We start from the raw sequence: 22,666 nt of genomic DNA, 5'->3' as shown, positions 1-22,666 counted from the left end.
AGACTTAGGTGCCCTTAGACGCCGGGCTGCTTTTGTTCGGGCTCGGGGGCCACACCTTTTTGCTCGCGCACATGGTTGAGAAAGCGCGTGAACAGGTAATGGCTGTCGCGCGGGCCGGGGCTGGCTTCGGGGTGGTATTGTACCGAAAAGATCGGCTTGCCCTCGACCGCCAGGCCGGCATTGGAGCCATCGAACAGGGAAATATGGGTCTGGGTCACGCCGGCGGGCAGGCTCGCGGAATCAACGGCAAAGCCGTGGTTCATCGAGGTGATCTCCACCTTGCCGGTGGTCAGGTCCTTGACCGGGTGATTGGCGCCGTGATGACCCTGGTGCATCTTGGAGGTCTTGCCGCCAAGCGCCAGGCCAAGCAGTTGGTGGCCGAGGCAGATGCCAAAGACCGGCTTGCCGGTATCCATCAGCTTCTGGATGGTGGGCACGGCATATTCGCCGGTCGCCGCCGGATCGCCGGGGCCGTTGGACAGGAAGATGCCGTCCGGCTGGTAAGCCATCACATCCTCGGCCGTTGCAGTCGCAGGCAGGACAGTGACGCGCGCACCCTGATCGGCCAGGCAACGCAGAATGTTGCGCTTGGCGCCGTAGTCGATGGCGACGATGTGGAAGGCCGGATCGGTGACTTCGGCATAGCCTTCGCCCCATTTCCAGCCGGTCTCGGACCAATGATAGGTTTGGGCGGTGGTGACTTCCTTGGCCAGGTCGAGCCCTTCAAGGCCGGGGAAGGCGTCGAGTTCGGCGGCAATGGCCGCATCGTCAAAGGCGCCGTCGGGCTGGTGGGCGATCACGCCATTGGGCATGCCGCCTTCCCGGATCTTGGCGGTCAGGGCGCGCGTGTCGATACCCGCAATGCCGATGATGTTGCGCTTCTTGAGCCAGGCGTCGAGCTTTTCAGCGGCCCGGTAATTGGATGGGTTGGTGATGTCGGCCTTGAGCACCACGCCACGAACGCCTGACAGGGCGGCCTGGTTGACCATCTCGATATCTTCGTCGTTGGTGCCGACATTGCCGATATGGGGGAAGGTGAAGGTGATGATCTGCCCGGCATAGGACGGGTCGGTCAGCACTTCCTGGTAGCCGGTCATGGCGGTGTTGAAGCACACTTCGCCCGCTGCCTGGCCCGTGGCTCCGATTCCGCGCCCCTCAAGACGGGTACCATCCGCAAGGATCAAAAGGGCGGTCGCGGGGGATTGCTGCCAGCCGGTCACGGTGGGCCTCCAGGGTTCTTGGCAATGTCGATTGAGGTCTCCTTCTAGAAGGAGCCACGGGACCGCGCAAGTGGCGCACGGCTTTGTTTACGCCTATATGGGCCGGCAGAATTGCATGGCAAGAGGAGATCGAGTGTGCGCGAGACCATCAGCGAAGCCCTGAAAACTGCGCTCAAGGCCCGGGACCAGCGCCGGACGGCCACGCTCCGGGCGATCAGTGCGGCCATCAAGGACAAGGATATCGCGATCCGCCAGGACAATCGCGGACCGGCCACCAATGAGGAAGTGCTCGCCATCATCCAGAAGATGGTCAAGCAGCGCGAAGAAAGCTTTGCCATTTATGCGCAGGCGGGACGCGCGGACCTGGCCACGGTGGAGAAGGAAGAAATCGATATTCTCAATGAGTTCCTGCCCAAAGGACTCACGGACGATGAGGTGGACAGCGCCATCAAGGCCGCCATTGCGGCTACGGGCGCCGAGGGACCCAAGGACATGGGCAAGGTCATCGCCCAGCTTAAGGCTGACTATCCCGGACGGATTGATTTCGGCAAAGCCAGCGGCAAGGTGAAGGCTGCGCTGTCGGCCTAGGCCACTAGCCGGGGCCCGGCAGTGGGGCCGCGGACGCAGTTCCGGCCCACCCGCCTCGGCATAATAAAGAGCGTCGTCAGCGTGGCGCAGCAGCTCTCTAAAAAGGTCCGCCCGGCGCTCCTTAGGCGGCGGCAGGCGCGCCGGGCGGCACGTCACCGCTGTGGCGCTCCCACGCATAGGAGACAACTGCAATGGCGAGCGCCAGCAGCAGCGCCGCGACCCCGATCAGGGGGAGGTTGCGGTAGCCAAAGCCGTGCTCGAGCAAGGTGCCGCCCAGCACCGCGCCGATCGCAATGCCGATATTGAAGCCGGTGGGCACCAGCGCCGAGGCGAGGTTGGGGGCGTCGCCGGCCCAGGCTAGAATGCGCGACTGCACGGGTGAGCCGAAGGCGAAGTTGACGCCGCCCCAAGCGATCACCGTGATCGCCATCAACCAGGGGACGGGGCTGGCGAGATAGAGGGCTGCATAAACGCTGGCCTGCAGCACCATGATGCCGATCAGCGATGGCATGAGTTTCCAGTCGGCGAGGCGGCCGCCGATAAAGACGCCAATGGTGGAGCCGATGCCGAAGAGCAGCAGCACCCACGGAACGACGCCAGGTTCGAGTTGGGTAACTTCGAGCAGGAGCGGGGCGATGAAGGTGAAGAGGCTGTATTGGCCGATCATCACCAGAACGACGATCAGCAGCGAGCAGATAATGGCTTGCCGACCGAGGGCCCGGAACTCGCGCTTGAAACTGCCGGCAGCGGCTTGAACGCCGGGGGCGGCGGGCAGGAAAAAGGCGGTCGCCAACGTGGCGACAAAGCCGATAGCGCCGACGGTCCAGAAGGTGGCGCGCCAGCCCAGGGCATTGCCGATCGCGGTCCCGCCGGGCACGCCAAGAATATTGGAGACGGTGAGGCCCGACAGGATCAGGGCGACGGCAAAGCCGCGCCGTTCGGGCGCGACCAAGGTCACTGCGACCACGGCGGCGATGCCAAAATAGGCGCCATGCACGACCGAGACGATGACCCGCGCAGCCATCAAGAGCTCGAAGTTGGGGGCAAGCGCGCACAAGGCTTGGCCCAAGGTGAACACGGCGCCTAGAAGAAGGATCAGGGTCTTGCGCGACATGCGATTGGTCAGGAGCGCAAGGAGGGGGCCACCTATGGCGATGCCGATGGCGTAGCCCGAGATGAGGTAGCCGGCGACCGGAACCGAAACGCCGAGATCGGTGGCGACATCAGGCAGAATGCCGGCAATGACGAATTCGGCGGTGCCGAAGGCAAATGCCGCAAGAAACAGGGCGAGCAGCGGCAACGACATCAAAGCAAACCTCGGCATGGATGGGGCGGGGCGACAAACCATGCCCGAAGCGGCAGGGCAATCCACATCAGGGTCGCAGTGGCTCGGCGGCAACCAGGGCAAGGGTGACCGATGGCTTGCGCCGCGCTAGAGTGGGGTGCTGGCAGCGGGGCCGGCCGGGAGATCTTTTGATGGCGATTAATGGAGAAATCAAGCGGCGCTTTGCGGCGATTACCGCCTTGCGCGGCCTCATCATGTTGCTGGCGGGGCTTTATGCGATCCTGGCGCCGGGCGATGCGCTGACGGTGCTGGTGCTGGCCGGCGGCATTATTCTGATCGTCGACGGAGCCCTGGGTTTGTGGAGCCTCACGTTTGGTGGCGGCAAGAGCGGCAATTACTGGTTCGACGTTATTTCCAATGCCTTGTCGCTGCTTCTTGGTGTGTTGATTCTGCTCAGCCCGCTGGTCGCCACGATTTTAACGGCGACGTTCCTCGCGAGCCTTGTCGGGCTGGCGGCGCTGCTGGTGGGGATCATGCAAATCGTCGTCATCATTCGCGAGCGTGAAATCTACGCGCGCATCTGGCCGGTGCTGCTGTCGGGCATCGCCTATGTGGTGCTTGGTCTGGTGTTTCTGGTTTTTCCCCTCGTCAGTTCAAGCGTGATGGTGGTGTTGGGCGGCATCATGCTGGTGCTATTCGCCTGTGGCCTGTTTGGCTGGGCCTGGCGGCTGTATCAGCGCAGCAAGCGCGCCTGAGGCTGTGGAAAACCGCTGAGGACGTGACATCGGTCAAGCCAGTGCTTACCTAGCGGCTATGCGCTTTTCCGATCAGTTCCTGGATGAAATCCGTCAGCGCCTGCCGATAACGCAGGTGGTGGGCGAGCACGTCATTTGGGATAAGCGCAAGTCGCAGCCGGGCAAGGGCGACATGTGGGCCTGTTGCCCGTTTCATGGCGAAAAATCGCCCAGCTTTCACGCTGATGACCGGCGCGGCATCTATCATTGCTTTGGCTGCGGGGTGAGCGGGGACCATTTTCGCTTCCTCGTGGAAAAAGCCGGGTTGAGCTTTCCCGAAGCGGTAGAGCGGCTGGCTGGGATGGCTGGCGTGCCGATGCCGGCGCGCGACGAGCGCCAGGAGAAGCGGGCCGCGCAGCAGCGCACGCTGATGGATGTGATGGAGCTGGCCGCCAAGTATTTCGAGGCGGCGCTGCATCACAATATCGGAGCGCGGGCGCGGGGCTATCTGCACGAGCGGGGTGTTTCTGCCGCCAGCCAGACGCGGTTCCGCCTCGGCTTTGCCCCCGATAGCCGCAACGGGCTCAAGGAGCATCTGGCGGCCAATGGCGTATCGGGCCAGCAGATGCTCGAAACGGGGCTCGTGGCGACGCGCGACAATGATCCCATGCCCTATGATCGCTTCCGCAATCGGCTGATGTTCCCGATCACCGATTTTCGTGGGCGCATCATCGCCTTTGGCGGGCGGGCGCTGTCGGCGGATGTGCCGGCAAAGTACCTCAATTCGCCCGAAACGGAGCTCTTCAAGAAGCGGCAGACGCTTTACAACGGCCATACCGCCCGACAGGCCGCCCATGACGGAGCGACGGTGATCGTGGTTGAGGGTTATCTCGATGTGATTGCCGCGGTCAGCGCCGGCTTTGAAGGGACGGTGGCGCCGCTGGGGACGGCACTGACCGAGGAGCATCTGCAGCTGCTTTGGCGCCTGAGCGATACGCCGGTGCTGTGTTTTGACGGCGATGCGGCAGGCCAGAAGGCAGCGCAGCGCGCGGCCGAAATGGTGCTGCCCCACCTCAAGCCCGGTCAAACCGTGAAGATCGCGACGCTGCCGGAAGGGCAGGATCCCGATGACCTGATCAAGGCGCAGGGCAGGGCAGCCTTTGCCGATGTGATCGAGCGAGCGCGCAGCTTGTCGGATGTGATCTGGAGCCTGGAAACGGGTGGGTTGGTGCCCGAAGCGCCCGAGGAGCGGGCAGCCTTGCAGGCGCGACTGCGCGAGCGCGCCAACTCCATCGGCGACAGTTCGGTGCGCTTTCATTACGCGCAGGCATTTGATGAGCGTTTGAAGGCGTTCTTCTCGCCTGTGCGCTCGGGAGGCTATGAACGGCGGGGTGGCGGAGGCGAGAAGCGATCGCCCTACGGTGCTGGCGGGTATGCTCGGTCGGGTCGCGGCTCACCGCGGGTGGTCGTGTCCGATACGTTGCGCAATTCGCGGTTGCTGAAGCCAGGTCTTGCCGCCGAGGCAACGCCGCGCGAGGCAGCCATCATCCTTAGTCTGGTCAATCATCCCGCATTGGTGGAAGACAAGTTCGAAGCGCTGGCGGCGCTCGACTTTGAGACTCCTTCGGCTCGCAATGCGCTAAGCGAAATCTTACGGCTGGTGGTACGGCACCACGATATTTCGGCGGCCGATCTTAAATCGGCACTGAGCATTCGCGGATTTGGGCCAGCCTTGGAGCGAATGGAGCAAGTCCTGCAGGGGCAGGGCGTCTGGCAGATCGGGCTGGAGATTGCCCTTATTGACGCGGAAACTGGATTGAGTCACGCGCTGGCCTTGCATAACAAGAAAGTTCAGCTAAATAAGGAACTCAAGGCAGCCGAAGCGGCGCTGGGCGATGACCCGAGCGAAGAGACCTTTGAAAGGCTGCGCGACATCAAGAACCAGATAACCACTGTCGATGGCACAGAGGCACTGATAGAAGGATTTGGTTCGCTATCGGGACGCGCGACACGCAGTTTTTAGGGTTTCTCCCTAAATGCCGCGGGTACGCGCGATTTTGCATATGTGAAGAACCCGAAGCGAACCCGGTAGCGCGCCGCGGCGTTAACGCTTGAGCTACCGCACCTTTACCGCGCTTTGAGGTGTCACCACTTAAAGACCTTACCGGCACTCGCCTGCAGCGGGTCCCGAGGAGTACCAGATGGCCACTAAGGCAGCTACCAAGACCACCAAGGAAACCGAGAAGCCGGAAGCCGGCGCCCCCGAGGCGACGAATGACAGCCCGCTACTCGACCTATCCGATGCCGCCGTCAAAAAGCTCATCAAGGTCGCCAAGAAGCGCGGCTATGTGACTTACGAAGAACTCAATGCGGTGATGCCTTCCGAGGAAGTTTCCTCCGAGCAGATCGAGGACATCATGTCGATGTTCTCGGACATGGGCATCAATGTCGTTGATGAAGACGAGGTCGAAGAAACCGAAGTCGAGAAGGACGAGGACGAGGGCGGCGGCGGTGAAATCGCGCCTGCCAGCAGCACCGGCAGCGCGGTTGCGACCACATCCAATGCCAAGGCCGGTTCAGACCGGACCGACGATCCCGTGCGCATGTATCTGCGCGAAATGGGTTCTGTCGAGCTGCTGAGCCGCGAGGGCGAAATCGCCATCGCCAAGCGCATCGAGGCTGGTCGAGAGACCATGATCGAAGGCTTGTGCGAATCGCCGCTCACTTTCCAGGCCATCATCATCTGGCGCGATCAGCTCGCCGAAGGTGAAATCCTGCTGCGCGACATCATCGACCTGGAAGCAACCTATGCAGGCCCCGATGCCAAGCAGGCCGCTCCCGCGCCCGACCTCGTCAACCTCAACGCTGCCCCGCGCATGGAGAGCGTCGCTGAAAAGCCCAAGGCTGCGCCGGCCTCGCGCCGCGCCGGTTCGGGCGAGGATGACGACTATGTGCCCGAGGAGCCGCAGGCCCCGCAGGACCCGGTCGACGATGACGACGACGAGTTCGAGAACGCGCTGTCGCTCTCGGCGATGGAAGCCGAGCTCAAGCCGCAGGTCGTGGAGACCTTTGACCGCATCGCCGAAGCCTATGGCAAGATGCGCGAGATGCAGGACCGGCATGCCGAGGATCGCAGCGCCGATATCAGCGATGCCGATCGCAAGCAGCTCGATGAGTTGCGTGGCGAGGTGATCGCCGACGTCAAGTCGCTGTCGCTCAATGCCGGCCGCATCGAGAACCTGGTCGAGCAGCTTTATGACATCAACAAGCGGCTGGTGAAGCTCGAGGGTCGTTTGCTACGCCTGGCGGAAAGCTATGGCGTAAAGCGCGAGAAGTTCCTTGAAAGCTATTACGGCCAGGAAGTGAACCCGGCCTGGGAAGAGAACCTCGCGAGTTTCGATGGCAAGGGCTGGGCTGAGTTCGCCAAGCGCGAAGTCGACACGATCCGCGAGATACGTGGTGACGTGGCGACGCTCGCAACCGAAGCTGGCCTTAATATCGGCGAATATCGCCGCATCGTGCACAAGGTGCAAAAGGGCGAGCGCGAAGCTGCCATCGCCAAGAAGGAGATGGTGGAAGCCAATCTTCGCCTCGTGATCTCGATCGCCAAGAAGTACACCAATCGCGGGTTGCAGTTCCTGGATCTGATCCAGGAGGGCAATATCGGGCTGATGAAGGCCGTCGATAAGTTTGAGTATCGGCGCGGCTACAAGTTCTCGACCTATGCGACCTGGTGGATCCGGCAGGCCATTACCCGCTCGATCGCCGACCAGGCGCGCACCATCCGTATTCCGGTGCACATGATCGAGACGATCAACAAGATCGTGCGCACTTCGCGCCAGATGCTGCACGAAATCGGCCGCGAGCCCACGCCAGAGGAGCTCAGCGAAAAGCTGCAGATGCCTTTGGACAAGGTGCGCAAGGTGCTCAAGATTGCCAAGGAGCCGATCTCGCTTGAAACCCCGATCGGGGACGAGGAAGACTCAAACCTGGGCGATTTCATCCAAGACGTGAATGCGATCCAGCCGATCGACGCGGCTATCCAGAGCAATCTGCGCGAGACGACGACGCGCGTGCTGGCTTCGCTGACGCCGCGTGAAGAGCGTGTGCTGCGCATGCGCTTTGGTATCGGCATGAACACCGACCACACGCTCGAGGAAGTGGGCCAGCAGTTCTCGGTTACGCGCGAACGTATCCGTCAGATCGAGGCCAAGGCCTTGCGCAAGCTCAAGCATCCCAGCCGCAGCCGCAAGCTGCGCAGCTTCCTTGATAACTAAGTGTAACCGGGCATCCTCGCCGGTGGCGGGGATGCTGATGTCGGCAAGGCAAGCTTTTCCATGTCCGCTGTGCAGCGCCTGAAGGTTACGGCGATCCGCGCCATAGTGCCATTCAAGCTGGTGGTTACGTTCTCGGATGGCTCGAGCGGGACCTTCGATGCCGCTCAGATGCTGAGCGAGCGCGGCGAGGGGGTCGAGCCTCTGCGCGACCGGCGTTATTTTGGCAGCGTAGCCCTGGCTAATGGCGTGCCGACCTGGCCGAACTATTTCGACCTGTCGCCTAGCTGGCTCCGCGAAGAAATGGAGCGGCGCGGTGAGTTAATTGTGCCGCGCCCGGCGCGGCAGCGCCCATAAGGAGGATGGCGATGTCGTTTCTGAGCAAGCTTTTTGGTGGCGGGGCCAAGACATCGGCTGAGCCGGCAGGGGATAAGGTCCTGGGCGAAGAAAGCTACAAGGACTTCATCATCCGGGCCATCGAGATGCGGGCGGGAAGCGAATACCAGCTGGCCGGGACCATCGACAAGGATATCAGCGGCGAGCTCAAGACCTATCGGTTCGTTCGGGCAGACCGCATGAGCTCCAAGGATGATCTGATTGCGATGGCTTTGAACAAGGGCCGGCAGATCATCGACGAACAGGGCGAGAATATTTTCAGCTAGCCCTTTTTTCAATCTTTGCAACCGGACCGGGCGCGCAGTCGTGCGCCTGGCGGTTGCTGCTGTTTAGGAGAACCTATCATGGCCAGGAAGCCAACCGCCCGCAGTGAATTCGTGATGTTTGACGTCATCTATGAAGATGGCAGCCAGCGCTCTAACCGCAAGGTCGACGCAGCCTTGTTGGGTGGCCTCGACGGCGATGAGCCGGCGCGTGCCGCCATCATGGAGCAAGATCGCGCCATTTCCGAGAAGTCGGGCCTGCCGCCGCTGCAGATCAAGTCGATCCGCCGCAGCGGCAAGTAGGCGCTTGCGTTTTATGGCGCGGCAGGCGCGCCCAAGGCTTTGTCCACCGCCGGCTTGACCACCGTTCCATAAAGCTCGATGGCCTTCATGACCTTGTCATGGGGGAGGGTGCCGACGCTCATCTGCAGCCCGAAACGGTCGTGCTTGAACCATTCATGCTGCTGCAGGATCTTGTCGATGACCTCCTGCGGCGAACCCATCACATAGGCTCCCTGTGGGCTCGCTCCAGCCTCGAACTGTGCCCGGGTGGTTGGTGACCAGCCCCGCTCCTTGCCGATCCGGCTCATGGCATCGCTATGGGCGGGAAAGGCGATGTCACGGGCGTCCTGGCTGTCTTGCGCGATGAAGCCGTGCGAGCTGATGCCGACGGGTAGGTTGGTCTCTCGGCCAACTTGCGCCAGAGTGTCGCGATAAAACTGCACCAGAGGCGCGAACTGCCTGGGCTGTCCGCCAATGATGGCGATCATCAAGGGCAGGCCGTAATAGGCGGCGCGAGCGACCGAGTTTGGAGTGCCACCCACCGCGATCCAGAGCGGCAGCGGCTGCTGCACGGGTTGCGGGTAGACGGTGATGCCGGGGATGGCGTGCGTATGCTTGCTGCCGGGCCAGACGACCTTGCCGCCCTCGCGCAGCTTGAGCAGCAGTTCAAGCTTTTCCTCAAATAGCTCGTCGTAATCGTTGAGGTCGTAGCCGAAGAGGGGAAAGCTCTCGATGAACGAGCCTCGCCCGGCCATGATCTCGGCACGGCCGTTCGAGAGCAAATCCAGGGTCGCAAACTGCTGGTAGACGCGGATTGGATCATCCGAGCTCAGCACGGTAACGGCGCTCGAGAGGCGAATGGATTTGGTGCGCGCGGCCGCTGCGGCCAGGATCGTTACGGGTGCGGAAGCCACATAGTCAGGCCGGTGATGTTCGCCCAAGCCGAAAAAGCTCAGGCCCAACTGATCGGCCAGTTCGATCTCCTCCAGGAGGTCACGCAGCCGTTCTGCCGGGCTTTGCAGATGACCATTGTTCAAGAGATCCGGGGTGTTCTCGGCGAAGGAATAAAGTCCAAGTTCCATGCGATGTCCTTTCCGTCCGCCCGGAGATGACCCTGCTGCCTGGCGCAATCAAGAACGCACATGGTTGTAACTGCCCTATAGGGGCATTCCTGTTGCCCAAACAGAAGGGCCCCGGCGAATGCCAGGGCCCTGAAGATGCCTGCCTTGGGAGTGCAAGGGCACCGTATCTGAAGTTTATTATGGAGCCACTGGAGCGCCAGCAGCAGGGGCAGCATCAGTCGCCGGGGCGGCTGCGGCGGGGGTAGCTTCAACCGGGGGAGCCGATTCGATGGCCGGAGCTGGAGCCGTCATTGCGGGTTCGGTGACAGCTGCGGGCGCCGCTGCGCCATCAACTGCAGTTGACGTGCCGGAGTTTGCAGAAAATACCAGATAGCCAATCGCCAGCAGGGCGAGAGCTACGATAATGCCTACGAACCAGCCAGTGCCGCTACTTTCGCGCACATAGGTGGTCCGAGTTGTGTCTGTATCATACACGGTGTCGCGTTCTGGATTTGCCATAGTACTCACTCCTCTATGCTGTTCCGTAGTCCAGAAACGCGAGGTTTTTACTTTCGTTCCCGATTAAGTGATCACAAGGATCATGCCGTTCCGGGAGTCTTCGGGACAAAGAAAAAGGCCGGGCACATTGCCCGGCCTTTCCAAAATAGTGGCTCTGAGCGCCGATTACTTGTTGGCGACCGTGATGAGCGGCGTGATCCGGCGGATCGTCACGCGACGGTTTTCTCGCTCGGGAGCTTCGGTGCGGATCTTGAGATAGCGTTCGCCATAGCCCTGCGTAGCAAGGTTCTCAGGAGGCACGTCGTAGAAGTCGGTCAGGATACGAGCGACCGTGGCGGCGCGAAGATCGGAGAGCTGCAGGTTCGAGATGTCGGAGCCAACCGCGTCGGTGTGGCCTTCGATCAGGAAGGTTTCAGCCGGGTTGCTTTCCAGCAGGTCGAGCATCGCGGCCGCGACCTTGGACAGCGAGCCAACCTGGTCCTGGCTGATCGTGGCAGCACCGGTGTCGAAGGTCAGACCGCCCACTTCGAGCTTGCGCACGCTGTCGCGAACGCGGGCCGAACGCTTGACCTCGTCGATGGAGTAAAGGCGCGCGACCTGTTCCACTGGTGGCTGGCGGAAGAACACTTCAACCTGTTCCTCGTCAGCATCGGCGGCATCCAGCACATATTCCTGCACCGGAATGTTGAGACGCAGCGGGGGGAGGTCCTGACCGGGGTCGCGCCATTCCAGGAGTTCGTCATCATACTGTTCGTCGAAATAGGCGAGCACGACTTCCTGCCCGTCCGGCCGGATGCGGGTGCGCTGCAGCACGTCACCATTGCGGTTGCGCACGGTTACGATCTGGGTGCCGTCGGGACGCGTCACGGTTTCGCGGATGCGGCCGTTGCGGAGCTCTTCGTAGAAGACCTCGTCTTCATTGGCATTGTAGAAGCGCGAAGTGTCCTGGCCGGGAGTGTTGACATAAAGCTGGTTGCCAAGCTCCACGACGACCTGGGTCAAGGTATCGCCATAATTGGTCTGCTGGACATTGTTCTGCTGAACGTTGTTTTGCTGAACATTGTTCTGCTGACCGATGTTGGTCGAGTTGTCGATGGCCGTATTGTTGGTGGTGTTGTTCGTGACGTTGTTGACCACATTGGTTTGGTTAACAACGGTGACGTTCTGCGGCACCTGCTGGGCAGGCAAAGCCTGAGCCTCGATAACCTGACCCTGCTCCTCGCGAACGGCAAGGACGGCAGCTTCTTCAGGAACCGCCAGGCGAGCCTGGGCGTCCGCATCGCTGGTTGGCGGGGGCGCGGCAGGCTCTTCGGCAACTGCGGGCTGTGCTGCAGTTTCGGGGGCAGCCTGGCCTTCCACGGGAGCCGTTTCGGCGTCCTTGGCGCTGTCCAGAACCGGGGCGACCTGTTCCTGGGTGACGCCTTCGGGCAGATCTTCGATGACTTCGGCAGGTTCTTCGGCCGACAGGGTCTCGATCGACTCCGAGGTAGCAGGCTGTTCAGTGGTGGTGGTTTCGGGCGTGGTCAGCTCGGGGGCGGTTTCGGCGGGCTGTTCGGTTGCAGGCTGTTCGCCGGTTTCGGTGGTAGCGGCTGGCTCTTCACCGGTCTCGGTGGTCTGCTCGGCTGCTGGCTCTTCGGCGGTCGCGGGTTCTTCCGGGACAACGGTTTCTTCTTCAGCAGCAGGCTCTTCGGCTGCCGGAGCGGTATCCTCAGCGGCCGCGGGCTCCGCTTCGGGCTCGGCTTCCTGGGTGGTTACGGTTTCGTCGACGGTTTCTTCTTCAGCCGCTTCTTCGTCTACCGATGGTTCCTCAACGGCTTCCGTCTCGACCTCAGGCTCTTCAGCGGGCGCTTCCTCGACAGCCGCAGGTTCTTCGGCCGGAGCTTCTTCCTCGACGGCAGGCTCCTCAGCCGGCGCCTCGTCTACAACGGCGGGCTCTTCGGCAGGGGCTTCTTCGGTGGCTTCGTCGGCAGCGGGAGCTTCCTCTTCGTCCGGGGCGGCTTCGGCATCGGCGCCGGCGGGCTGCGCGGCGATGCAAGATTCCAGCGTGCTGAACCCGGCGTCAACGCAAGCCTGGGGCAGTTCGGCTGGTGCGACGCTTTCCTGCGCCGAGACGCTCAATGGGGCAACGGCCAGAAGGCCCAGGCTCGTGCTGGTCAGGAGCCAGTTTCGGATGCGCATTGCTGTTTTTCCTTTAATTTTTAATGTTGGCATCAAGCATCAGCATCTCAGATGAACGGCTTCTGAACGAAACGACAGCTGGCTGGATGATGCTCTTATCCCCGCAAGGCCCGCAACGCCGGGGCTTAGGGGTGGTTCCACCAGAGCGCTGCGGCTTACTGTCTTGAAGCCAAAGATGGCGCGATTGCGGCGTGGGCCAGTGGCGGCAGGACGGGCGCCATGCTAGGGCGGGAACAGGCTCGTGGACCTTGCATGCACCAGATCATTGAAACGCTGACGATCCCGACCCGGGGGCAGGGACTTTACGAGTTCACCGCCAAGGCTTGGGACGTGGTCACGCGCGCTGGGGTCGGCACGGGGCTGCTGACCGTGTTTTGCCGGCATACTTCATGCTCGCTGCTGATCGGGGAAAATGCCGATCCGGATGTGCAAACCGACATGCAGGGCTATTTTGAGCGGCTGGTGCCCGAGGGCATGGATTGGCTGGTGCATACCGCCGAGGGTCCCGACGATATGCCGGCGCATCTGCGCACTGCCCTTACCCAGACCTCTATCGGTATTCCGGTTATCGGCGGCGCCCCCGTATTCGGGACCTGGCAAGGCTTGTTTTTGTTCGAGCACCGCCGCCGCCCGCATCGGCGGGAGGTCGTGCTGCACCTGTTAGGAGAGCGCTGATGGCCTGGGTTGAACTGGTCGGGTACTGGCCTTTCGTGCTGGGCCTCATGGTGACCGGGGTGTTCTCCGGCCTTGCCGCGGGTCTGCTCGGGATCGGGGGTGGTGCCATCATCGTGCCGGCATTGAGCAATGCGCTGCTCCTGCTAGGGTTCGATGCCGATGTGGTGCAGCACGCCGCGGTAGGCACCTCGCTCGCCATCATTATTCCCACTGGCCTGATGAGCGCACGAGCGCATCTGGCGCGTGGGGCGCTGGATGTGCCGACGCTCAGGCTCTGGGTGCCATTCATTGTCGCAGGGACATTCCTGGGTGGTTTGATGGCGGGGTTATTTTCCGGTGACGCCTTGCGCATCGTTTTTGCGGTGATGGCCTTTCTGATCGCCGCCAATATCGTGTCCAGCTGGCAGACCCGCTTGATGGGGCACCTGAACGGCTCGCGCTTGGTGCACCGGATCGCAGCCAGCATTGTTGGCTATAATTCGGCGCTGATGGGGGTCGGGGGCGGCTCGCTCACCGTGCCAACGCTGGTCGCCTTTGGTGCCACCATGCATGCCGCGGTCGGGACCTCAGCGGCGATCGGGGTGGCCATCGCCGTCTCGGGAACCCTGGGCTTTATCATTTCGGGCTGGGGCGTGCCGGGCCTTCCCCCACTCAGCCTGGGCTACATCAACCTGGTGGCGCTCGTGCTGGTGGGAACGCTTGCAGCGGTGTTCGCGCCCTATGGGGCGGCGCTGGCGCATCGGCTGGACCAAAAAACGCTCCGCTATCTGTTCGCGGCGTTCCTGGTGCTGGTCGGGCTCAACATGCTCTGGAAGGTGTTGGCTGGATAGGTTGATGGGGGCGGTTTGACTACGGTGGTCCGCCCCCATCGCCCATACCCCTCGCGAGAGGAGAGTGGGATTCTTATTTGTCGGTGTCGAGTTCCCATTGCACCGAGACATTGATGGCGAAGCTGAGCTCGCCAGCCTCGACAGGAACATCCTTCTGGGGCGCAGCGGCGGCCATGCTGCGCGCCTCGAATGGCTGCGGGCCGCTGAAGTTCTGGCTTTCGTTGATCGACACGATCTCCTCGAGCGAACCGCCGGCGGCAGTAGCATAAAGCTCGGCCTTGGTGCGGGCATCGGCAAAGGCTGCCTTACGGGCCTCGTCCAACAATTCGCTTGGATCCTCGACGCTGAAGGACACGCCATTAATGGTGTTGGCGCCGATGGTCACCGACTTGTCGAGAATGGCGCCGAGCTGGTCGAGCGCGCGAACCTTGACAGTCACGACATTGGCCACCTGGTAGCCGGCGATGCGAGGCGGCAGGGTATAGCCGTTGGTGTCGCGCTCGTCGGAATAAACATAATTTGGGCTGACTGAGAAACCCGAGGTCTGGATGTCGCGGGCCTCGATGCCCGAAGCCTTGAGCTCGGTGATCAGCTCGGCCATGGCCTTGGTGTTGAGGTCGAGCGCTTCGCGGGCGGTGGCGCCTTGGGTGGTCACGCCCGAGGTGATGAAGGCGGTATCGGGGGCGGCGGTGACTTCGCCTCGACCTTCGATGGAGATGGTCCCGGCATAGGCCGGCAGTGCAAAACCGGCAACGAGGGCGAGGGGCAAAAGAGCAGCAAGGTGACGCATCTGAACACTCCATCAGGGGCGGGGAGACTTCCCCAGTCAATGCGTCAGTATTGCGGCACAGCTGAACCGAAGTTGAACAAGGCTGTGGGTAATCGTTTAGCGCAGCCGAACGCTTCGGGCGCCGCGAGGTCTTGCGCGAGCGGGCGCCCGAGAGTAGTCAAATCCCATAAGCGGAGGGAGCATTATATGAGCGGGCAGGATTATCCCGAGGGCGTGTTGCTGGGGCGGGCACGAGTGCCGGGACACAATCATCCACGCGTGGTGACGGTGCGCGACGACGTGCTGCTGGACATCACGGCGCCGGGTTTTGCCACAGTGCGCGACATTGCCGAAAGCCAAGATGCGTCGGGATATGTCAGTTCAGCGCAGGGTACGCCGGTCGGTCCTGTCGAAGCGGTGCTACGCAACAGCCATGCCCCCAGCCACGATGCCAGCCAGGCCAGCCTGCTTTCGCCCATCGATCTGCAGGCGATCAAGGCTTCGGGCGTCACTTTTGTGGTGTCCCTGCTCGAGCGCGTGATCGAGGAGCAGGCACGCGGCGACAAAAGCCGCGCCGATTCCCTGCGCACAGAGATCCTCGACCTGATCGGCACGGACTTGTCCGAACTGGTGCCGGGCTCGGAAACGGCAGCGCGCGTCAAGGCAGCGCTGATCGAGCGGGGCGTGTGGAGCCAGTATCTGGAAGTCGGCATCGGGCCGGACGCCGAGATCTTCACCAAGGGCCAGCCGATGAGCTCGGTGGGCTATGGCGCCAATGTGGGCCTGCACCCCGCTTCGAGCTGGAACAACCCCGAGCCGGAAGTGGCTCTGGTGGTGACCAGCAAGGGCGCGATCATCGGCGCCACGCTGGGCAATGACGTCAATCTGCGCGACGTGGAAGGCCGTTCGGCGCTGCTGCTGGGCAAGGCCAAGGACAACAATGCGTCGGCTTCGCTCGGGCCGTTCATCCGCCTCTTTAGCGGCGACTTCACGCTTGAAACGGTCAGCAATGCCGAGATCACGCTGCGGGTGGAAGGCGAGGATGGCTTCGAGCTCGACGGCCATTCGTCCATGAGCCAGATCTCGCGTACGCCGGCATCGCTGGTTGCAGCCACGATCGGGGATCACCATCAATATCCCGACGGCCTGGTGCTCTATCTCGGCACCATGTTCGCCCCGGTCAAGGATCGCGGCGGCGCCGGCAAGGGTTTTACCCACAAGCTGGGCGATGTGGTGTCGATCTCGACCCCTTCGCTGGGGAAGCTCACCAACCGGGTGCAACTATCCACCCAATGTCCGCCCTGGACCTATGGCGCCAGCCACCTGCTGCGCGACCTCGCCAAGGCGAACCTGCTTTAAGGCTTTTCGGAAAGGCACGAAACCATGACTGACCTCTACCAGAACCTGATCGACGGCGAATGGGTCGGCTCGGATGGCGCCGAGAACATCAATCCATCCAACACGGCCGAAGTTGTGGGTGTTTACGCCCGTGCCTCGGCCGAAGACACCAAGCAGGCCATTGCTGCGGCCAAGGCGGCATTTCCCGCCTGGTCGCGCTCGGGCATTCTCGAGCGGCATGCGATATTGCGCAAGGCCGCCGACGAGATCCTTGCCCGCAAGGCCGAACTGGGCGAATTGCTGAGCCGGGAAGAAGGCAAGACCCTGCCCGAAGCCATCGGCGAAGTGACCCGCGCCGGGCAGATCTTTGACTTTTTTGCCGGCGAAGTGCTGCGCCTGACGGGCGAAGTGGTCCAGAGCGTGCGCCCGGGCGTCGGTGTCGAGATCACCCGCGAGCCCATCGGGGTGATCGGCATCATCACGCCCTGGAATTTCCCTATCGCCATCCCGAGCTGGAAGATTGCGCCGGCGCTTTGCTATGGCAACACTGTTGTGATCAAGCCGGCCGACCTCGTTCCCGGTTCGACCTGGGCCATTGTCGATATCCTGCAGCGCGCGGGGCTGCCCAAGGGCGTGCTCAACCTCGTCATGGGCAAGGGTTCGGTCGTGGGCCAGACCCTGCTCGACAGCCCCGATGTGACCGCGATCAGCTTTACCGGCTCGGTGGGCACCGGCAAGCGCGTGGCTGCGGCTTCCATCGAGCACAACCGCAAGTTCCAGCTCGAAATGGGCGGCAAGAACCCGGTCGTGGTGCTGGACGATGCCGACCTCAAGGTCGCGATCGAGAGCGTGGCGCAGTCGGCGTTCTTCTCCACCGGCCAGCGTTGCACGGCCTCTTCGCGCGTGATCGTGACCGAAGGCATTCATGATGCGTTCGTCGAGGGTCTCGCCGAGCGCGCCCGCAATCTGCGCGTCGGCCATGCGCTGGATAAAAACACCGAGATCGGGCCGGTGGTTGATCCCAACCAGCTCAAGCAGGACACCGACTATATCGAGATCGGCAAGCAGGAAGGCGCCAAGCTGGTGGCCGGCGGCGAGCGCGTCCAGAAGGACACGGAGGGCTATTTCCTCCAGCCGACGCTCTTTACCGAAACCACCAACCAGATGCGCATCTCGCGCGAGGAAATCTTCGGGCCGGTCGCTTCGGTGATCCGGGTCAAGGATTACGAGGAAGCGCTCGCCGTCTCCAACGACACTCCCTTTGGCTTGTCGGCGGGTATCGTCACGACCTCGCTCAAATACGCGACCCACTTCAAGCGTAATGCTGAAGCGGGCATGGTGATGGTCAATGTGCCCACCGCCGGCGTTGACTTCCACGTGCCCTTCGGTGGCCGCAAGGGCTCGAGCTATGGCCCGCGCGAGCAGGGCAAGTATGCGGCCGAGTTCTTCACCGTGGTCAAGACCGCCTATACCGCGGCCGGCTAGGCCTACCCAGGAGGGCAATGATGGACAAGGCAGACCCGCGAGCGGCGACCCCATTGGCCATCATTGCCGCCGAGGCCCCGGTTCGCACCAAGCCGTCCAACTATCCGCCGGTATTTGCCGTGCGGATGGAAGGGCGGGTCAAGCAACCGCTGGGCGATCTGTTCGCCCTGCGCAATTTCGGCGTCAACCGCACGACGCTCAATCCGGGGGCGGTCAGCGCCCTCCAGCACCGGCACAGCCGCCAGGACGAGTTCGTTTACGTGCTCGAAGGCGAGTTGTGGCTGGTGGCGGGCGAGACCGAGATGCGGCTTGAGGCGGGGATGTGCGCTGGCTTTGCGGCCGGCGGCATCAGCCACCATCTGGAAAACCGCTCCTGGGAGCCCGCGATCTATCTCGAGATCGGCGATCGCAGCCCAGGCGATGTCGGCAGCTATCCCGATGACGACCTCGTCGCCAACCACACGCCCGAGGGCTGGCGTTTTACCCACAAGGACGGCACGCCGTACTGAGGCGGCTTAGCGCAGCGTATTGCCGGACACGGTGAGGGCAGGGAACTGGCCCGCATCGTCCTGGAGGCGCGTCGAGGCGATCTCGTTCCAGCGCGCGCCCACGAGTGGATGCAGGGTTTCGGAGATCAAGTTGCCGGTGATCCGGGCGGCTCCGGCCCCATCGGCGACGCTGACGACGATGCCGCGCTCGGTGCCGCGGATCAAGTTGTCACTCACGAGCACATCCCGCAGGAACGGCCCCCAGCCCACGCCGATGCCGATGCCGGGCACGGTATCGATGATGTTGCCTGAGATGACGGCGTCCGCTTCCGCGGCGATGCCATAGGGGTTGACGTCGGGATTGGTGCGCGAGGTCGCGGTGATGTTGCGCACAATATTGCCCGAGCACATGGCGAGGCGCCCGCCATTATCCCAATTGGTCATGGAAATACCGCCGGCGGCGCCATCCACCAGATTGTTGGCGATGATCGAGCCGGCAAAGGCAAACTCGGAATAGATCGCGATCTCGCCGCCATTGGTGCAGGTATTGCCGGTGATCTGGGTGTCGTTGGTGGTGTTGAGGCGGATCGCCGAAAAGGCGCAGTCGCTGATCTGGTTGTCGGAAACGATCACGCCGTCAGCGCGGAAAATGTTGATGCCATTGCCGTTCTGGCCATTGCCGCCGTCGCGCCAGTCGATGCTGCTGACCGCATTGTTGGTGATGATGGAGCGATCCCAGCCCGGTTCGCTGCGCCAGATCAGAATGCCGCCATTGCCGCAACCGGTGATGCGGTTGCCAGAGATGAGCAGGCCCAAGCTGTCGATGGAATAGATGGCGGCGTCGGCGCTGCGCGAAAAGCTGCAGCCGGTGATGGAGGCGGCACTGCGCGCAAGGAGGAGGCCCTGGGCCGGGGCATCGGTGAAGCGGCAATCGCGCAGCATGGTGTCAGTGGCGTCCACCAGTTGGACGAGGCCGGTATCGCTGCGGCCGGTGCCATTGCCGTTGCCGGCGAAGGTGAGGCCATCGAGGATGACGTCGGCGGTGTTCTCGATGGAAAGGATGCTGTCGCCGCCGGCGGCGAGCGCCAGGATGGTCTGGCCGGAGCCCTGCAGGCGGATGGGAGCCGTGATGCGGATATTGGCGACCGCGTAGGTACCGGAGGGGAGGGCGAGCGGCTGCCCCAGGCCGGTGGCGGCGTCGATGGCGGCCTGCAAGGCACCGGACTGGTCGGCGCTTGACGTGCCATCGAGGCCAAAGGCTGATGCGTCAAGGGCCGGTTGGGCGCGCAGGGGGGAAGCCAGCGCTGCGGCGCTCGCCATCACACCCAAGGCCAAGATGCTGCGTCGCTGGATCATTGCCGGTACTCCTTTGTTCAAGGCTAGCGAGTTGCGGCGAGAGCGGGGTTAAGGCGCGGCGGGGCGGGGCTAAAATCCCTCCGTGTGCTTAGCACTTCCTTCACGCGCAACTCCGTAGTGTTGCTGCGATAGGCGTCAGGCGGCGCCGCAGCGCTGCAGGGCCGGCTCATGGCTGAATTGGCGGGCGCCTTTGCGCCTCACACAGGTATCGGCACTCGGCTAGGGCGCAGCTTCCTGCGCGACCGCGCGATCTGGCTGTTACACGCAACGGTGGCGATATGGGTGTTCTCGGGTGGCGTCGTGCTGTTCGAGCCATCGCCTTATGAGTTCAGCTTCGTGCTGGTGCTTGCCATGGCACTGGCTGCGGGGATGAGCCTTTTTAGTTCGACTATCCCGTTGCTGCTGCTGACGACGGCGTTTATCCCGTTCGGGCTTATCGCGGCATTCCAGGTGCGCTACACGCCGCTGACGGAGGCATTCACCTTCGTCGCGGTGACGATATTCCTGTTCATCACCAGCTATTTCGTCGCGAACTTCGTGGGTGAAGCTCCGGAACGGCGGGTCCGGCTGATCGTTCGTGCTTATATGGCCATCGCCGTGCTGTCGTCAGTGCTCGGCGTCTTGGCTTATCTCGGCCTCATGCCGGGCGCTGATGCCTTTGTGCTGTATGGTCGCGCCAAGGGGCTGTTCAAGGACCCCAATGTGTATGGCCCCTTCCTGATCCTGCCGGCCATGTATGTGCTGCGCGACGTATTTTTCCTGCGCGGCGGCAAGCTCTTGATCCCCGCCATCTTGTTCATGCTGGTGATGATCGGCGTGTTCATGAGCTTTTCGCGGGCGGCATGGGGGCATTTTGCCCTGTCGTCGCTGCTGGTGTTCGGCTTGTGCTTTTTTCTGGAAGCTTATGCCCGCGACAAGGTGCGGATGCTGATCCTGGCGCTGGCGGGCTTGTTTGTGATCATGATCGCGTTCGCCGGGTTGCTGAGTATCCCGGCAGTGGGGAGCCTGTTCGAGGAGCGGGCCAGCGTCACGCAGGATTATGATACCGGCGATACCGGGCGGTTCGGGCGGCAGGGCTATGCGTTCGACCTTGCGCTGTCGCATCCGCTGGGACTTGGACCGACCGAGTTCCACAATCTGCGCATCATCGAGCAGCCGCACAACACCTATGTCACCGTGATCCAGGCCTATGGCTGGGGTGGCGGCGCCTGTTATTACCTGCTGGTGCTGGCGACGTTGTGGCGCGGGTTCCGCGGCCTGGCCGACCGGAGCCGGCGCAAGCTGCTGATCCCGGCACTGGCGGTGTTTATCCCGCTCGCGCTGCAATCGGGCGTGATCGATACCGATCACTGGCGGCATTATTTTCTCGTCGTAGGGTTGATCTGGGGCGTGACTGTCCGGGCCGATCCAGACCTGCGGCTGCCCGCTTTGCGCAAGCAGGCCGCCCGAGGGCTATGACCCTCAGGCGGGCGGGAAGCGTCAGCCCATTGCGAGCACGCCCCCCAGCACGATCATCGCCAGCGTAACGAGCATGGAATAGGCCAGCAGAATGGACAGCGGCGGCGCGTGTTCGGGCTTAAGGGCCCGCGCTAGCAGCAGCAGCAGGATGGGCAGCCAGTCTAGGGTGAAGCGCTGGGCGGCATATTGCGAGAAGCCGTTGGAATGGTAGAGCAGCGTCAAGCCAAGAATGGCGGCGCAGGTGCCCAGACCCCACCAGAAGCTGCGGTTCCAGTTACCCAGAAACACCCACAACAGCACTGGCGTGACGAGGAATAGGGACGCGCCATTGGTGTCAAAGCCGCCCATCTCGGTCAGATAAGGGCCGGTGAAATCCACATGCGGGCCGGCGATGAACATGTAGATGAAGTTGAAGATGAAGTAGGCGGGGGCAAAGATCCCGATTTCGCGTACCCGCGAGACAAGGAAGTTGCCTGCTGTCTCCCCCGTGTCGAACTGGGGTGGGAAGATATAGTTGTAGCCCGTTTCGGTGAAGGAATCGAAGCGGACATAGTTGTAGGCGAGGTAGAACAGCACCCCGAGAATGGGGAAGGCAGCAAGGGTAAAGGCTCGCCGCCAGGCGGCCCGATCGATGCGGAACAGGGGCACGCCATCTTCGAGCAGGAGGATGTAGAGGAAGGGCAGGTAAAGGATCGTCATCTGCCGCGACAGGAAGGCGAGCGCGATGAAGAGCCCCGCGAGCAAACCGTTGCGGCGCCCAACCGCGAAGTAGATCGCTGCCGTACTGAACAAGGTCCCCCAGCTCTGGGCGAAGAACCAGACCCGGTCGCCCCGAATGGTGACAAAGGCGAGCGGCGTCGCGAACAGCACCAGCAAAACGAGCAGAATGGTCAGATCGCGGTTGAGCTGTATCGACGCGTTGGCGATGCGCCACCAAAGCCAGCCGGTGAGGCCAAAAGCAAGGATCGTCAGCGGCAAGAAGAAGTGAAAGCTGCTGCCGAACAGGGCTACGAAGGGCAGGATGACCAGCCCGGGCGCGGGCGGAAACACCACATAGGTGCGGCCCTCATAAAGCGCGCAGTCGCCGTCAAAGCACGGCCCGGTGGTATCGAGCCGCCCTTCGAGCCAGGATTGGGCGAGCAGCGCGTAGCTGTTGGTGCCGGGCACTTCGCGCAAAATCGAAACTGCCATGACGGCGAGGAAGGCGAGGACGAGCCCGCCCAGCACCCCTGAGATAACAAGACGCTTGCTGTTCACTTCTGCCCCCAATTACTGGGCAAAAACCTAGCCAGCAAAGAATGAAGAAAATCTCGCTGCAATTAGCAACAATTGGGAGGGAAGATGATTGGGGCTGAGCGCCAGTCGTGTTGCTGTTTCTATGCTTTCCCAAGCATTTCCACCCGCGGTTAACGGCGTGAACATGGAAAGGCACTAGGCTGCCCCGGTTCCTGCCGTTAGAGGCCAGTT

At 62.5% G+C, this 22,666-nt stretch carries 21 protein-coding genes; 13 read left to right on the top strand and 8 right to left on the bottom strand.

Annotated features, from left to right (window positions below; all coding sequences use genetic code 11):
- Window positions 1-14 precede the first annotated feature (14 nt).
- Window positions 15-1,220: a glutamine-hydrolyzing carbamoyl-phosphate synthase small subunit gene (carA, locus tag HRU92_RS08915; RefSeq protein ID WP_172123734.1), complete on the bottom strand. Its 1,206-nt coding sequence runs from the start codon at window positions 1,218-1,220 to the stop codon at window positions 15-17.
- Between the two features lie 135 nt (window positions 1,221-1,355).
- Between carA and HRU92_RS08910 the strand changes: the two genes are divergently transcribed.
- On the top strand, window positions 1,356-1,808 hold the full coding sequence (locus HRU92_RS08910) for a GatB/YqeY domain-containing protein (protein WP_172123733.1): 453 nt from the start codon (window positions 1,356-1,358) through the stop codon (window positions 1,806-1,808).
- Window positions 1,809-1,929: 121 nt separating this feature from the next.
- On the opposite strand, the gene HRU92_RS08905 is transcribed toward HRU92_RS08910, so the two are convergent.
- The gene (locus HRU92_RS08905; protein WP_172123732.1) at window positions 1,930-3,114 is read right to left on the bottom strand and encodes an MFS transporter; all 1,185 of its coding nucleotides are present in this window, start codon (window positions 3,112-3,114) and stop codon (window positions 1,930-1,932) included.
- A gap of 170 nt (window positions 3,115-3,284) precedes the next feature.
- Between HRU92_RS08905 and HRU92_RS08900 the strand changes: the two genes are divergently transcribed.
- The 6 genes from HRU92_RS08900 (at window position 3,285) to HRU92_RS08875 (ending at window position 9,063) form a co-directional block, all read left to right on the top strand.
- Window positions 3,285-3,848, top strand: a complete 564-nt coding sequence (locus HRU92_RS08900; protein ID WP_164854848.1) for a DUF308 domain-containing protein — start codon at window positions 3,285-3,287, stop codon at window positions 3,846-3,848.
- A gap of 58 nt (window positions 3,849-3,906) precedes the next feature.
- Window positions 3,907-5,850, top strand: a complete 1,944-nt coding sequence (dnaG, locus tag HRU92_RS08895; RefSeq protein WP_172123731.1) for a DNA primase — start codon at window positions 3,907-3,909, stop codon at window positions 5,848-5,850.
- Between the two features lie 178 nt (window positions 5,851-6,028).
- The gene (gene rpoD, locus HRU92_RS08890; protein ID WP_172123730.1) at window positions 6,029-8,104 is read left to right on the top strand and encodes an RNA polymerase sigma factor RpoD; all 2,076 of its coding nucleotides are present in this window, start codon (window positions 6,029-6,031) and stop codon (window positions 8,102-8,104) included.
- A 60-nt stretch (window positions 8,105-8,164) separates the two neighbouring features.
- Entirely contained in the window at window positions 8,165-8,458 is a 294-nt protein-coding gene (locus HRU92_RS08885; RefSeq protein ID WP_127753656.1) for a DUF2442 domain-containing protein, read from the top strand.
- 11 nt (window positions 8,459-8,469) lie between these two features.
- On the top strand, window positions 8,470-8,763 hold the full coding sequence (locus HRU92_RS08880; RefSeq protein ID WP_172123729.1) for an HlyU family transcriptional regulator: 294 nt from the start codon (window positions 8,470-8,472) through the stop codon (window positions 8,761-8,763).
- 78 nt (window positions 8,764-8,841) lie between these two features.
- Window positions 8,842-9,063, top strand: a complete 222-nt coding sequence (locus HRU92_RS08875) for a hypothetical protein (protein WP_127753654.1) — start codon at window positions 8,842-8,844, stop codon at window positions 9,061-9,063.
- An 11-nt stretch (window positions 9,064-9,074) separates the two neighbouring features.
- Here the strand turns inward: HRU92_RS08875 and HRU92_RS08870 are convergent, their stop codons facing one another.
- The 3 genes from HRU92_RS08870 to HRU92_RS08860 form a co-directional block, all read right to left on the bottom strand.
- A complete protein-coding gene (locus HRU92_RS08870; RefSeq protein WP_172123728.1) occupies window positions 9,075-10,124 on the bottom strand; it encodes an LLM class flavin-dependent oxidoreductase in 1,050 nt (349 codons plus the stop codon).
- A 177-nt stretch (window positions 10,125-10,301) separates the two neighbouring features.
- Window positions 10,302-10,622: a hypothetical protein gene (locus tag HRU92_RS08865; protein WP_173088051.1), complete on the bottom strand. Its 321-nt coding sequence runs from the start codon at window positions 10,620-10,622 to the stop codon at window positions 10,302-10,304.
- Between the two features lie 165 nt (window positions 10,623-10,787).
- Window positions 10,788-12,800, bottom strand: coding sequence for an OmpA family protein (locus HRU92_RS08860; RefSeq protein ID WP_172123726.1), 2,013 nt, complete (start codon window positions 12,798-12,800; stop codon window positions 10,788-10,790).
- A gap of 252 nt (window positions 12,801-13,052) precedes the next feature.
- Here HRU92_RS08860 and HRU92_RS08855 point away from each other — a divergent pair, with 252 nt between their 5' ends.
- Together HRU92_RS08855 and HRU92_RS08850 are read left to right on the top strand one after the other, a co-directional pair.
- On the top strand, window positions 13,053-13,475 hold the full coding sequence (locus HRU92_RS08855) for a secondary thiamine-phosphate synthase enzyme YjbQ (protein WP_172123725.1): 423 nt from the start codon (window positions 13,053-13,055) through the stop codon (window positions 13,473-13,475).
- Complete coding sequence (locus HRU92_RS08850; protein ID WP_172123724.1) at window positions 13,475-14,305, top strand: sulfite exporter TauE/SafE family protein; 831 nt, start codon at window positions 13,475-13,477, stop codon at window positions 14,303-14,305. Before HRU92_RS08855 ends, HRU92_RS08850 begins: the two co-directional genes overlap by 1 nt.
- 73 nt (window positions 14,306-14,378) lie before the next feature.
- Here the strand turns inward: HRU92_RS08850 and HRU92_RS08845 are convergent, their stop codons facing one another.
- On the bottom strand, window positions 14,379-15,095 hold the full coding sequence (locus tag HRU92_RS08845) for an SIMPL domain-containing protein (RefSeq protein ID WP_172123723.1): 717 nt from the start codon (window positions 15,093-15,095) through the stop codon (window positions 14,379-14,381).
- Between the two features lie 186 nt (window positions 15,096-15,281).
- Here HRU92_RS08845 and HRU92_RS08840 point away from each other — a divergent pair, with 186 nt between their 5' ends.
- Genes HRU92_RS08840 through HRU92_RS08830 form a run of 3 tightly spaced genes read left to right on the top strand, consistent with a single transcriptional unit; the run spans window position 15,282 to window position 18,406 of the window.
- Window positions 15,282-16,433 carry a fumarylacetoacetate hydrolase family protein gene (locus HRU92_RS08840; protein WP_172123722.1) on the top strand — a complete coding sequence of 384 codons (1,152 nt, stop codon included), beginning with the start codon at window positions 15,282-15,284 and terminating at the stop codon, window positions 16,431-16,433.
- A gap of 24 nt (window positions 16,434-16,457) precedes the next feature.
- Window positions 16,458-17,897 carry an aldehyde dehydrogenase family protein gene (locus tag HRU92_RS08835; protein ID WP_172123721.1) on the top strand — a complete coding sequence of 480 codons (1,440 nt, stop codon included), beginning with the start codon at window positions 16,458-16,460 and terminating at the stop codon, window positions 17,895-17,897.
- Between the two features lie 20 nt (window positions 17,898-17,917).
- Window positions 17,918-18,406 carry a cupin domain-containing protein gene (locus HRU92_RS08830; protein WP_172125074.1) on the top strand — a complete coding sequence of 163 codons (489 nt, stop codon included), beginning with the start codon at window positions 17,918-17,920 and terminating at the stop codon, window positions 18,404-18,406.
- 6 nt (window positions 18,407-18,412) lie between these two features.
- Here the strand turns inward: HRU92_RS08830 and HRU92_RS08825 are convergent, their stop codons facing one another.
- A complete protein-coding gene (locus tag HRU92_RS08825) occupies window positions 18,413-19,741 on the bottom strand; it encodes a TIGR03808 family TAT-translocated repetitive protein (protein WP_172123720.1) in 1,329 nt (442 codons plus the stop codon).
- A gap of 168 nt (window positions 19,742-19,909) precedes the next feature.
- Here HRU92_RS08825 and HRU92_RS08820 point away from each other — a divergent pair, with 168 nt between their 5' ends.
- Complete coding sequence (locus tag HRU92_RS08820; RefSeq protein ID WP_172123719.1) at window positions 19,910-21,199, top strand: O-antigen ligase family protein; 1,290 nt, start codon at window positions 19,910-19,912, stop codon at window positions 21,197-21,199.
- Between the two features lie 21 nt (window positions 21,200-21,220).
- Here HRU92_RS08820 and HRU92_RS08815 read toward each other — a convergent pair whose 3' ends face one another.
- The gene (locus tag HRU92_RS08815; RefSeq protein ID WP_172123718.1) at window positions 21,221-22,456 is read right to left on the bottom strand and encodes a hypothetical protein; all 1,236 of its coding nucleotides are present in this window, start codon (window positions 22,454-22,456) and stop codon (window positions 21,221-21,223) included.
- Window positions 22,457-22,666: the final 210 nt, after the last annotated feature.

It is taken from the genome of Devosia sp. 1635, assembly GCF_013185955.1.
Lineage (GTDB): Bacteria > Pseudomonadota > Alphaproteobacteria > Rhizobiales > Devosiaceae > Devosia.
The sequence above is the reverse complement of the archived record's forward strand: the minus strand, read 5'-3'. Positions and strand labels throughout refer to the sequence as shown.